At 47.4% G+C, this 11,201-nt stretch carries 9 protein-coding genes; 7 read left to right on the top strand and 2 right to left on the bottom strand.

Features of this window, described 5'->3' with window-relative positions:
• Positions 1-98 precede the first annotated feature (98 nt).
• The 4 genes from QUB64_RS32410 to QUB64_RS32395 all read left to right on the top strand — a co-directional run bounded on the left by QUB64_RS32410 (position 99) and on the right by QUB64_RS32395 (position 5,258).
• On the top strand, positions 99-2,018 hold the full coding sequence (locus QUB64_RS32410; RefSeq protein ID WP_333278610.1) for a serine/threonine-protein kinase: 1,920 nt from the start codon (positions 99-101) through the stop codon (positions 2,016-2,018).
• 210 nt (positions 2,019-2,228) lie between these two features.
• A complete protein-coding gene (locus QUB64_RS32405) occupies positions 2,229-2,498 on the top strand; it encodes a hypothetical protein (RefSeq protein WP_333278608.1) in 270 nt (89 codons plus the stop codon).
• A 435-nt stretch (positions 2,499-2,933) separates the two neighbouring features.
• A complete protein-coding gene (locus tag QUB64_RS32400) occupies positions 2,934-4,280 on the top strand; it encodes an EAL domain-containing response regulator (RefSeq protein WP_333278606.1) in 1,347 nt (448 codons plus the stop codon).
• A gap of 312 nt (positions 4,281-4,592) precedes the next feature.
• The gene (locus tag QUB64_RS32395; RefSeq protein WP_333278604.1) at positions 4,593-5,258 is read left to right on the top strand and encodes a response regulator transcription factor; all 666 of its coding nucleotides are present in this window, start codon (positions 4,593-4,595) and stop codon (positions 5,256-5,258) included.
• Between the two features lie 143 nt (positions 5,259-5,401).
• Here QUB64_RS32395 and QUB64_RS32390 read toward each other — a convergent pair whose 3' ends face one another.
• Entirely contained in the window at positions 5,402-6,127 is a 726-nt protein-coding gene (locus QUB64_RS32390) for a pentapeptide repeat-containing protein (RefSeq protein WP_333278602.1), read from the bottom strand.
• A gap of 295 nt (positions 6,128-6,422) precedes the next feature.
• Positions 6,423-7,622 carry a phosphoglycerate kinase gene (locus QUB64_RS32385; RefSeq protein WP_333278600.1) on the bottom strand — a complete coding sequence of 400 codons (1,200 nt, stop codon included), beginning with the start codon at positions 7,620-7,622 and terminating at the stop codon, positions 6,423-6,425.
• 185 nt (positions 7,623-7,807) lie between these two features.
• Here QUB64_RS32385 and QUB64_RS32380 point away from each other — a divergent pair, with 185 nt between their 5' ends.
• From QUB64_RS32380 to QUB64_RS32370, 3 genes are all read left to right on the top strand, one after another.
• Positions 7,808-8,218: a universal stress protein gene (locus tag QUB64_RS32380; RefSeq protein WP_293131349.1), complete on the top strand. Its 411-nt coding sequence runs from the start codon at positions 7,808-7,810 to the stop codon at positions 8,216-8,218.
• 364 nt (positions 8,219-8,582) lie between these two features.
• The gene (gene ylqF, locus QUB64_RS32375) at positions 8,583-9,440 is read left to right on the top strand and encodes a ribosome biogenesis GTPase YlqF (protein WP_333278597.1); all 858 of its coding nucleotides are present in this window, start codon (positions 8,583-8,585) and stop codon (positions 9,438-9,440) included.
• A gap of 72 nt (positions 9,441-9,512) precedes the next feature.
• The gene (locus QUB64_RS32370) at positions 9,513-11,126 is read left to right on the top strand and encodes an adenylate/guanylate cyclase domain-containing protein (RefSeq protein ID WP_333278595.1); all 1,614 of its coding nucleotides are present in this window, start codon (positions 9,513-9,515) and stop codon (positions 11,124-11,126) included.
• The last annotated feature ends 75 nt before the right edge of the window (positions 11,127-11,201 follow it).

Below are 11,201 nucleotides of genomic sequence, written 5' to 3'. Positions count from 1 at the left end.
AGAGAGTTTATACGGTCGCTCACTAAGAAAAAGCCGTCCTAGAAGGACGGGGCTTTAGACCCAATAATTTCGGTAAACATCCGACGCAGCAAGTTCCAATGAACAATCCCATCTACCCCGGCATAACTCTCCACAACCACTACCGCATCGTCCGCGAATTGGGACACGGCGGCTTCGGGCGCACCTACCTCGCTGAAGATGCCCACCGATTTAACGAACCCTGCGTTTTAAAAGAATTTGCGCCCCAAGTACAAGGAAGTTACGCCTTACAAAAATCCGAGGAACTTTTCGAGCGCGAAGCCGGAGTGCTCTACAAGCTGCAACACAATCAAATCCCGCGCTTCCGCGAAATGTTTCGCGTCAGTATAGTCGATCGAGGTTACTTATTTCTCGTCCAAGACTACGTACCAGGTCAAAACTACCGCTTTCTGCTGGATGCCCGCAAGCGTCAGGGTTTGCGGTTCATCGAAGCAGAAGTCAATCAACTGCTGATCCAGATTTTGCCAGTCCTCGAATACATTCACTCCTTGGGAGTCATTCACCGCGACATCTCCCCCGACAACCTGATTCTGCGCTTGTCTGACGGAATGCCCGTGCTCATAGACTTCGGCGGAGTCAAACAAATCGCCGCCACCGTAGAATCTCTATTTGCTGAAACTGAAGCTAACGGCACTCCCACCCCCGCGACTCGCATCGGCAAACTCGGCTATGCTCCCGTCGAACAGATGCAAATGGGGATTGTGTCTCCGCACAGCGATTTGTATGCTCTGGCGGCTACGGTTTTGGTATTGCTGACGGGGAAGGAACCGCATCAATTGCTCGACAGTCAGACGCTGAATTGGAACTGGCGGGCAGACTGTTCTCTCTCTCCGAATTTGTCCCTGGTGCTGGATAAAATGCTCGCTCAGCAGCCGAACCAGCGTTACTCCTCGGCTCGCGAGGTTTTGCTCGCTCTCTCCGGGAATCCGCCTTTACAGCCGCAGCCGCAAGCATCCCCACCGCCGGATTTTGGACTCACGCAGCCACCGCCGGAGTTATCGCCCATACCCGTGCCAGCCCCTCCCCCGAAACTGCCGGGAACTCCGGTGCGAGTGGCGACGATCGGCCATCAGCACAAGATGCCTGCTTGGAAAATGTTTTTGTTCGTAGTGGCGGTGCTTTCGAGTATGGGCGGAGTTGGCTGGTTTGCGGGCAATTACGTGGTCAACCTGCAATCAAAAGTGCAAAGGATTCCGGTGACTCCGGGGCCGAAGCAGCAGCAAGAGGATGCTTTGCGCGATCGCTACTCCGATCTCAAAATTGACGATCGATTCTACACCAGTTATGTCAACCTTGTAGATGAGAGTTTCTATGCCAAATACCCAGAATTAAACGGGAGGCTGTTAAAAGAAGGCGATGAGGATCGCCAATGGCGCGAAAGGTGGCAGAAAATCGGCGACGAATTGCTCGACAAGTTGGAAAACCTCAGCAGCGATGCTAGAGCGCGGTTGGGCAGTTACGATACCGCCGATCTCGATCGCTCGAAAACGGAGGTTAACAAGCTGAATTTGAGCAGTCGGGCGCTGTACGATTTAGCTGATGCGAAGTTTTTTTATTGGTTTCCACAACAGCCGCGGAATAAGAATATCATCGGTTTGCCCATGGGACAAATTTGGCAAGCAATTACCGCTGACGCTCTCGCATCTTTGCAAGCTGGAGCAACTGTCGAAAGCGTCGAATTTGACCGCCGAGCGAACAGCAAAACCCTCACGGGCAATCTCAAACCCGGAGAAGGCAAAGCTTACATTGCCCGCTTCGCCCAAAATCTGATTTTGAGCGTAAGTTTGCAAGCTCCGCGCAAATCGACTCTGCTATCAATTTATTCTCCTGGGCGCACCAACAAAGCCAAGGCTCTACTAGAAGATGCAGAGGAGGTGAGTTGGTCGGGAACTCTGGATGATGCTGGTTTTTATGAATTCGTGGTGGTTTCTCAGTCATCCGAGCCGATCGCCTACGAGTTGAATCTGGAGACGAAATAACCCCCGCCCAAAAACTTATCTAAGCCCCTGACTCCTGTCGCGGGCGAAAATTTTAGACTCCCGTTCAAGCTCCTGACTCATCTGGAGAAATAAATCTCAAATCCAAAATCTCAAATCTCAAATCGACGGATGGCTATTGACGCCTTGAGGGCGATCGGGCAATAATAAGGTAATCCCGAGCGGGTAAATTTTCCGGTTTACAAAAAGAATATGCTGAGATTCGCGATCGTAGCTTTAGTAACTTTGGGATTAGTATTAGTGACTGCATTTGGTTTATCTTCTGCCAGTGCGACAGTCAGCAATCCCGAATTTTATGCTTGGAACTTTGCCTCTGTAGGCAGCAGTGAGTTGGTTTGCAAAAAGACAGTTGTAGTTCCGCAAGACCTCATCATTCCGTCATCATCAATGCAGGCTGTCAACATCAATTCTGGAATTGTAGATCACAAGTTTTGCGCGAATTCTACTAAGCCTGTGAATTAATCCAGTGCATAACATGATGTCCCTCTCGATCGAGACAATAAAATTGGTTTGTAGTGAGGACTTTAGTCCGCATCCATCTGAGGACTGAAGTCAGAACGATCGAACACTTTTTTAGAGCTAATTGACCCGAAATTATCTAGAGCTTGCCGCCATCCGTGCAGTGAAAGTGTGGGTGGCATTTTTTATGAGAAACAACCGATATTTTGTCATAAAATTTATCAAAATAGTCGGGCGCAACAGTTTTATGCCCTTGAAAGCGATCGAACTCTTGCGAATTTGCCCACTTCTTTGATTGTGACTTAAGAACCGAGAGAAAATCTTTAGCCAAATGGCTAAAGATTTATTAGCTAATTGGCCTAATCAGTAACTGTAAAGTTTGAGTATGCTAGAGTTAGTCAGGTTCTGATATATAGTGCCATCTGTTATCTAAGTATCATGCTCAAAATTTTGGTCATTGAAGACGACGAATTAATCCGGGAGACTCTTGTGCAACTCCTGGAATCTCACAGCTACCGGGTTATCGTGGCAGAAAACGGTCGATTTGGGGTGCAGATGGCACTTTCGGAGATCCCCGATTTGATTTTGTGCGACGTGCAGATGCCGGAAATCGACGGTTATGACGTATTGCGGACTCTGCGGCAAAACTCGCTGGCGGCCACAATTCCATTTATTTTCCTCACGGCTCAAAGTGCCAAAACCGATTTTCGTCGGGGGATGGAATTGGGGGCTGACGATTACCTGACAAAGCCGTTTACTAAGGCTGAATTGCTGGGGGCGATCGCTTCTCGCGTCTCGAAACGGCAAACTATTACCCAACCGCTGACAGTTGCGCTTCACCAAGCAGAAGCCAGACTCAAAGATTTAGCTAACGACTCTACAAAGGTTTGTGTCCTCTCTCCAGAAAAGTTGGCTCTGGAAGCTCTCCTGCGTCGCGCTTTAGCACAAGGTGAATTTCAGGTATACTATCAGCCGCAGGTGAATATTGCTACCGGACAAGTTATCGGCGCTGAAGCTTTGGTGCGCTGGCAAAATCCCGATCGAGGTATAATTTCTCCGGCTGAATTTATTCCCTTAGCCGAAGAAACAGGTTTAATTATTCAGATTGGCGAGTGGGTGCTGCTTTCAGCTTGCGCCCAAGCCGCGAGTTGGCTGGCGGCGGGGTTCTCGCCTTTTACCATCTCAGTAAATTTGTCGGCCCGGCAGTTATCCGACCCAGAACTCAAGGCCCGAATCGTGCAAATATTAGAAACTACAGGCTTGGAGCCTGCTAATTTAGAATTAGAAATGACCGAAAGCGCTCTGGTAGAAAATGCCACAGTCGCAGGCGCAACATTAAATGAACTGAAAGCTCTCGGAATTCGGATTGCCATTGACGACTTCGGTACCGGTTATGCTACTTTAGGATATCTCAAGCAATTTGCTTTTGACAGCTTAAAGATCGATCGCATTTTCGTGCGAAATGCCAACGAAGACGCTCAAAATGCAGCTATTACCACAGCAGTAATTTTACTGGGTCACAGCTTAAATATGACAGTAATTGCCGAAGGAGTAGAAACAGAAGCAGAACTAGCTTTCTTGAAACAGCACCAATGCGATATTATGCAGGGGTATCTGTTCAGCCGCCCGGAACCGGCAGTGGTAATTGAAAGTATGTTGGTTGCCGACCAGCGTTTGTTCGCTCAGCCCCCAGCAGCAGCACCTGCTCGTGTTATACCTTTTGTACCTGTCTCCGAAGCCGAAAAATCTAAAAACCTTAGTATGTCGGGTCTAGGAATAGTGTAAGTGTTACCAGGATTTCTGTATAATAAAATGAAATTCTTTCTGTTAGCAGCTATTTTCTGCGGAAAAGTTGACGCTCCCTCCTAAAAAGTTGTAGCTTTTTAGGAGAGATGAATAAAAAAGGAGATTTTAGCCCAACATTCCTCAACTTCTTCTCATTTTATTCGCTCGGCGCCCGTAATTGGACTATTTGAGGAATTGTGGCGTCTTGAAATTGGGAGCCTTTATCAAGTTGCAGCAGGTAAACTCATTTAAGTTCCTACTTTGGGAGCCGCAGTTTCAAGAACTGTCAACTGGAATTGGTGCAAGGCCCTCATGGAAAGAATATTAGTAGTTGATGACGAAGCAGACTGTCAAACAGTCTTAGCAATGTACCTGGAAAGCCAAGGATACCGGGTTGAATGCGCTAATTCAGGGATGGAGGCGCTCTCGATTTTTGAAAATGCCCCCCCAGATTTGGTAATTTCAGATGTGATGATGCCGGAAATGGACGGGTTTGAGTTTTGTCGCCGCTTGCGCACTACCCGTTTAGGACAGTTAGTCCCGTTTATATTTTTATCTGGTCAAGGCGAGATTGAGTCAAAAGTGGAAGGTCATGCGATCGGCGCTGACGATTATCTGGTAAAACCTTTTCATTCTGAAGAAATCTTGGCTAAGGTGAAAGCGCAGTTAGAGCGCTCCCACCGCATACACTCCGAGATAGTCCGACTGCTGCAAACTTCTAACGCCAGGGCGGTGGAGCCAATAGTTGTCGCAGTATTGCCGAACCCTGCACCTTTGCCTCTAACACCAGCCGAGGAAAGAGTTTTTTGGGAGGTGATCCAGGGTTATACTAACAAACAAATTAGCGATCGACTGTTTATTAGCCCTCGCACTGTCCAAGCTCATCTAGGCAGCATCTTCAGCAAACTACAGTTAGAAAATCGGGCCCAGCTTGTGAGATTTGCCCTAGAAAGGGGATACAAACCACCTCAAACTTAGCTCCGGTCTCAACTTAGGGCCCGCCAGCCCTTAATTACCCGCAATAAAAACGGTTTGTAGTGAGGACTTTAGTCCTCAGATTATGAGGACTAAAGTCCTCACTACAAACCAATCTGATTGTCGTCGTTCGAGCGAACCTGATATTAATCTAAATTCAAAACACAATAAGGAAAACTCGTCGTCACGCAAACCATCGGCCCCAAATTCGTACCCCGCAAATTTGCACGTTCCAAATCAGCCTGCCGCACGTTATTAGCCGCATCGATATTTGTCCCCGCCAATTGAGTTCTAGGAAGCCTGGTATTTGAAAGAATAGCATTCTGTAAATTAGTGTCGCGCACGTCAGCAAAAGACAAATCAGCCCCGCTTAAATTAGCGCGATTCAAATTCACTCTAAACAGCAGCGAACGGCGCAAATCTGCATTCGACAAATTAGCTTGCAGCAGATAAGCTTCGCCCAAATTGGTATTAAAAAGTTTAGCACCGCGCAGGTCAGATCTCGTCAGATTAGCCCGCCCCAAAAAAGCATTAGACAAATCCGCATTTCGCAAATTAGCGCTGTCCAAATCAGCCCCGTACATCTCCGCATTAACCAAGTTAGCATTCGCCAAATTAGCACCACTTAAATCTGCTTCTAGCAAATTAGCTTCGTAGAGATTAGCTCCGCTTAAATCAGCTCCTCTTAAATTAGCTCTGTACAAACTCGCCTTAAACAAATCAGCATTTCTCAAATCGCAGCCCTCGCACTCCTTAGTTTTTAGCAACTGTTGGACGTGATCCGGATTTTGAGCTTTGACGGGAGCTGCCAGCAAAAACGGCGCTAAAACTGCTACAGTTGCCGTTACACTTGCCAAGATTTTAAGTTTCACAAACAAACCTCACTGCCACTTCAGACCAATTATACTCGCAAAATTTGCGATCGCTATATTATTGACCTTCAATAACTCCAATATAAAAGGTTTGTAGTGAGGACTTTAGTCCTTTCTTGGATGCGGACTAAAGTCCTCACTACGAACCAATTTTATTAGGCTGGTTCTAGTGGAGACCATATAAGCCGGCAGAAGGCAGAAATTTCAATAGGATAGCAAACTAAAAAAATCAGTTTTTTTTAATTGACAATTATCTTGAATTATGCATCCTGTCTTCTACCTTCTATCCGAAGATTTAAGCTTCGTCTAAAGCTGCAACACCAGGCAATTCCTTACCTTCGAGCAGTTCCAAACTAGCACCGCCACCAGTAGAAATGTGGCTCATTTCTGGTCCCAAATTCAACTGTTCTACCGCCGCCACAGAGTCACCACCACCGATAATCGTGGTAGTACCAGTCTTAGTAATTCCAGCCAAAGAATGAGCAATTCCTTCCGTTCCCGCAGCAAACTTCTCCATCTCAAACACGCCCATCGGCCCGTTCCAGATTACAGTTTTGCAATCGGCCAAAGCATCTTGGAAAGTTTTCACAGAATCCGGGCCGATGTCCAAACCCATCCAACCGTCGGGAATGCTTTCAACAGAGACAGTTTGAGTGTTGGCGTCAGCAGCAAATTTGTCAGCAACTACCACATCAGTAGGTAACAGGAAAGTAACTCCCCGTTCCTTCGCCTTAGCTTCCAAAGACTTCGCCAGTTCCAACTTGTCATCTTCCACCAAAGACTTGCCAACATTCAAACCGCGAGCTTTGTAGAACGTGAACACCATGCCGCCTCCCAGCAGCAATTTGTCGCACTTTTCGAGCAGTTTTTCAATGACTCCAATCTTGCTGGAAACCTTGGAACCGCCAATAATAGCAGCTAGGGGACGTTGAGGATTGTCGATCGCACTACCGAGATATTGCAATTCCTTCTCCATCAAAAACCCAGCCACAGAAGGGCTCAGATACTTAGTCACACCCTCAGTCGAAGCGTGAGCCCGGTGAGCCGTACCAAAAGCATCATTCACATACAAATCAGCAACAGAAGCTAACTTCTTGGCAAATTCCGGGTCATTTGCTTCCTCTTCAGGGTAGAAGCGGACATTTTCCAGTAACACCACATCGCCATCAGCCATCGCCGCCACAGTAGCAGCCACTTCATCACCGATACAGTCATCAGTCTTTTTGACTTCCTTCCCCAACAATTCCGACAACCGCTTAGCAACCGGAGTCAAGCGCAACTTCTCCGTCACACCCTTGGGACGCCCGAAGTGACTGCACAAAATGACCTTAGCGCCCTTCGACGCTAAATCCTGAATAGTCGGCAGAGCAGCCCGGATGCGAGTATCATCGGTGATATTGCCGTTGTCGAGCGGCACGTTAAAGTCCGCCCGCACCAATACCCGTTTGCCAGATAAGTCCGATGCCGATAAATTTGCTACAGTTTTTTTTGTCACAGGATTAACCTCCTAATATTTGTGTTTTTGTCTAATTCCGTTGAAATGGCGGCACTCGTCACTTGCACTTGGGGCCTCGGGCGCATTCAACCGCGCCCGTACAAAAAACGGAAGATGAAACAAACGGCACTGATTTGGCTCAACGTAAACATTTTATCGGAGTCCGTGTCCGGGAAATGCGAACTATGTTCAAGACTGTCTTATTTCCTGTAGATCAAAGCCGAGAAGCCCGCGAAGCGGCGGAAAAGGTTGTCAATATCGTGAAAACCTACGGCTCTCGTTTAGTAATTCTGTCGGTAGTCGAACCTCCAGCCGAGGAGGGCGAGGCGCCGCGAGAGGTGATGAGTTCCCCCGAAGCAGTCGCCAAACTGCTGTCTGAGGCCCAGTCGATGTTTTCCCAGCAGGGAATTGAAGCTGAAATTATCGAACGAGAAGGCAAACCTGCTTTCACGATTTGTGATGTGGCTGACGAAGTTGGGGCAGATTTGATTGTGATGGGCTGTCGGGGGATGGGTTTAACTGACGATGGGGCGTCTGACAGCGTTACCAGTCGGGTAATCAATCTGTCTCCTTGTGCAGTTTTGATTGTGCCTTAGTCCTTAGTCCTTAGTCATTGGTCATTAGTCATTAGTCATGAGTCATTAGTCATTAGTTGTTAGTCAGGTGTGATGTCATGTCCGACTAAATAAACGTAGATTCTGTAGGGGCGGGTTCATCCGTATCTATTATGTAAATCCAAGGTATTTGTAAATCCGCCCTGACTAAGGACTGCTGACTGATGACTGATGACTAATAACGTTCGCTCTTCGGGGACAGCACGGCATGACCAATGACCAATGACCAATGACCACCCTTCGACTTCGCGAGCGGGTAAAATGACCAATGACCAATGACCAATGACCAATGACCAATGACCAATGACGGCAGGACCAATGACTAATGACTAATAACTAATAACTAATGAAAATTCACTGGTATCCCGGTCACATTGCCAAAGCTGAACGGGCATTAAAAGAACAGCTAAAGCGGGTAGATGTGGTGCTAGAAGTCCGAGATGCCCGCATTCCACTAGCGACTTACCACCCCCAAATGCCAACCTGGGTGGGCGGTAAGGCGCGAGTGTTGGTCATCAACCGCATGGACATGATTACTCCTCAAACCCGCGAGGCGTGGGAAACCTGGTTTGAGTCTCAGGGGGAAACTGCCTATTTTACGAATGCCGAGCACGGTCAAGGAGTACACGATGTTTCCGATGCTGTCCAGGAGGCTGGGGTGCAGCTAAATAAGCGTAGATTCGATCGAGGTATGCTACCCCGTCCAGTCCGCGCCGTCGTGATTGGCTTCCCAAATGTCGGAAAATCTGCTTTAATCAATCGGCTTTTAGGGCGCAGAGTGGTAGACAGCGCCCGCAGAGCTGGAGTAACTAAATCCCTCCGATGGATTCGCATTTCTGACGAAATTGAGTTACTAGACGCCCCCGGAGTAATCCCCACCCGGATTAACAATCAAGAAAATGCCCTAAAATTAGCTATTTGCGAAGATATTGGCGAAGCAGCTTACGACAATCAGGTAGTAGCCGCGGCTATGGTAGATTTGCTCCTAGCGCTGGAGGCGGCTGATGACACATTGATATCAGTATCTGGTTTCAAATCCCGGTATAAATTAGAGCTAGGAGCTTGTAATGGTGAAGATTATTTGCACGAGATAGCAAAAGACAGGTATAAAGGAGATGTCGAACGAACGGCGCGGCAGATGTTAAACGATTTTAGAACAGGTGTGTTGGGTCAGCTTACTTTGGAGTTGCCGCCGGCTTTATAAGACTTGTAGGAGATTTGATCTGATGAATTCAAGTCTTATCAAAGCCTTGAATATTCAACAGCGGTGCTGTGTATGAATGAACTGAATCTGGAACTTCAAATTAATGGAATCATCGAAAAAACCGTGCCTGTCGAAGGCGAGGAATTTATTATCGGTAGGTTGCTAGAATGCGATTTGCAACTGCCTTTTTCTGATATTTCCCGGCACCACACCCGCTTGTTTAAAATAGCTTCAGGGGAGTGGCTAGTTGAGGATATGGGCAGTACCAACGGGACGCTACTGAACAACAGTCCCCTCAACCACCCTCACTTAGTCAATCAGGGCGATGTGATTTATCTGGGACACCGGATTAATTTGATTGTCGTTTTGCCCGATCGCTCCGACCCCCAACTTCCCGAAATCGGCACCATGCCCGAAGGAGTTACAATCCTCGGCAAAGCCAAAGAACTGCAAAAACAGTGGATAGAACCCGATACAAAAATCGAAAAAAACTACGAACAAGCAATCTCGCGTTTAAAATATTTGGTCGATATCGCTAAATTTTTGAACACTGCTGAATCCATCGAAGCAATTTTTTATCAAGTCCAGAATATCGTGTTCCGCGACATCAAGAATATTGAACGTTTAGCGCTGTTAATAGACTTCAGAAATAACGGCGAATTAGAAGTAGTTAAAACCGCTGCCAGACCCACAGCTAAAAATAAATATATGCCCGCTGACGGCAGTTGGATCGGTCGCACTATTTGCCGCAAAGTATTGGCAGAACAAGTTGCACTCAAAACTGCCGACGCTCAGTTTGATGAACAGTTTGACGACAATATGAGCATGATCGATAAAGGAATTCGCACGGCGATAGCTGTTCCTCTCTGGGATGAAAATACAGTTTTTGGAGTGCTTTACGGCGACGCTCAACTGACTTCTAGAGAGTGGTATCTGGGCGGAGATGAAGACTTGAGCTTTTTTTCAGCTTTAGGAAATATCGTCGCTTCTAGCGTGCAGCGGTGGCTGCTGACACAGAAACTCCGCACCGAAGAAACTATGCGGCAAAGATTGGAACGCTATCACTCTCCGGCTGTTGTCCAGCATTTAATGAATACGGGGACTTTAATTAACCACCGCTTGCCGCCTGTGGAACGCGAAATCAGCATTTTGTTTGCAGATATTGTTGGCTTTACTGCGATGTCGGAACGGTTGAGTCCTCCTGAAATTGCCCGGTTGCTGAACAATTTTTTTGAGGAAATGCTGCAAGAAGTTTTTGGGGAGGGAGGAACTTTAGATAAGTTTATTGGAGATTGTATTATGGCATTTTTTGGAGCGCCAGAACCTCAACCGGATCATGCCGATCGCGCTGTGGCGGCAGCTTTGGGAATGCTCAACCGTCTTGACGAACTCAATGCAAATAACAGTTTGGGCGAACCGCTGCAATTGCGGATTTCTATTAACAGCGGCAAGGCGATTATTGGGGATGTCGGCAGTTCTAAAAGAGTTGATTATACTGTGTTGGGATCGACAATTAACCTGGCCGCTCGGATGGAGGGAATTTGTCTGCCTGGGGAATGCGTGGTGAGCGAAGCTACTTACAAGTTGCTGCGATTTCCCCAAAGTTTTGAGCCGATGGGAGATTTCCGCTTTAAAGGAATTGACAGACCGATCGTGGTTTATAGTACCAACCGAAATCAAAGGTAATTGGGCATTGGGCATTGGGCATTGGGCATTGGGCATCTTGCCCGCTCGCGAAGTCGAAGGGTGGGCATTGGGCAT

Source organism: Microcoleus sp. Aus8_D2 (assembly GCF_036702665.1).
Classification (GTDB): Bacteria; Cyanobacteriota; Cyanobacteriia; order Cyanobacteriales; family Microcoleaceae; genus Microcoleus.
The sequence above is the reverse complement of the archived record's forward strand: the minus strand, read 5'-3'. Positions and strand labels throughout refer to the sequence as shown.

Bases quoted from the DNA above. Each gene is read 5' to 3' on its own strand.
- QUB64_RS32410 (WP_333278610.1), top strand. From the start codon at position 99: ATGAACAATCCCATCTACCCCGGCATAACTCTCCACAACCACTACCGC.
- QUB64_RS32405 (WP_333278608.1), top strand. From the start codon at position 2,229: ATGCTGAGATTCGCGATCGTAGCTTTAGTAACTTTGGGATTAGTATTA.
- QUB64_RS32400 (WP_333278606.1), top strand. From the start codon at position 2,934: ATGCTCAAAATTTTGGTCATTGAAGACGACGAATTAATCCGGGAGACT.
- QUB64_RS32395 (WP_333278604.1), top strand. From the start codon at position 4,593: ATGGAAAGAATATTAGTAGTTGATGACGAAGCAGACTGTCAAACAGTC.
- QUB64_RS32380 (WP_293131349.1), top strand. From the start codon at position 7,808: ATGTTCAAGACTGTCTTATTTCCTGTAGATCAAAGCCGAGAAGCCCGC.
- ylqF (WP_333278597.1), top strand. From the start codon at position 8,583: ATGAAAATTCACTGGTATCCCGGTCACATTGCCAAAGCTGAACGGGCA.
- QUB64_RS32370 (WP_333278595.1), top strand. From the start codon at position 9,513: ATGAATGAACTGAATCTGGAACTTCAAATTAATGGAATCATCGAAAAA.